Genomic DNA, 345 nt, shown 5'->3' on the forward strand with positions numbered 1-345 from the left:
GCCAGGCGACGTAGTCTTGCGGTACCTTGTTGTCCGCAGCCTCTACCCACTCGCGAGCGTAGCTTTCGATCGTTTGTCTTCGCTCGGCAGGGCTGCGTAGGGGGGCGGTCTTCCATGCCTCGTCGCCGATGACGTGGGTCAGCCGGACATAGTTCAGGAAGCGGTTGGTCTCGTTCTCGATGCCGACCTCTTTGAGATCGGAACGTCGAAAGCCGCCGTCCCGGAGGATGGCTGTGACTTCGCCGAAGGCCGGGCGATATTGCTCGTAGACCTCCTGGCGTAGCGCTTCGAGAAAAACACGCTCGCTTGACCTCTGGCGGCTGGCGACATTGATGTTGTGCGGTT

General features: G+C 60.9%; 1 protein-coding gene. It reads right to left on the reverse strand.

Going from position 1 to position 345, the window contains the following annotated elements:
• Positions 1 to 345 (reverse strand): hypothetical protein (locus tag A3722_RS24310; protein WP_201722027.1); only part of this gene is annotated, 345 nt, incomplete at both ends.

The organism is Sulfitobacter sp. HI0027 (assembly GCF_001634775.1).
Lineage (GTDB): Bacteria > Pseudomonadota > Alphaproteobacteria > Rhodobacterales > Rhodobacteraceae > Sulfitobacter.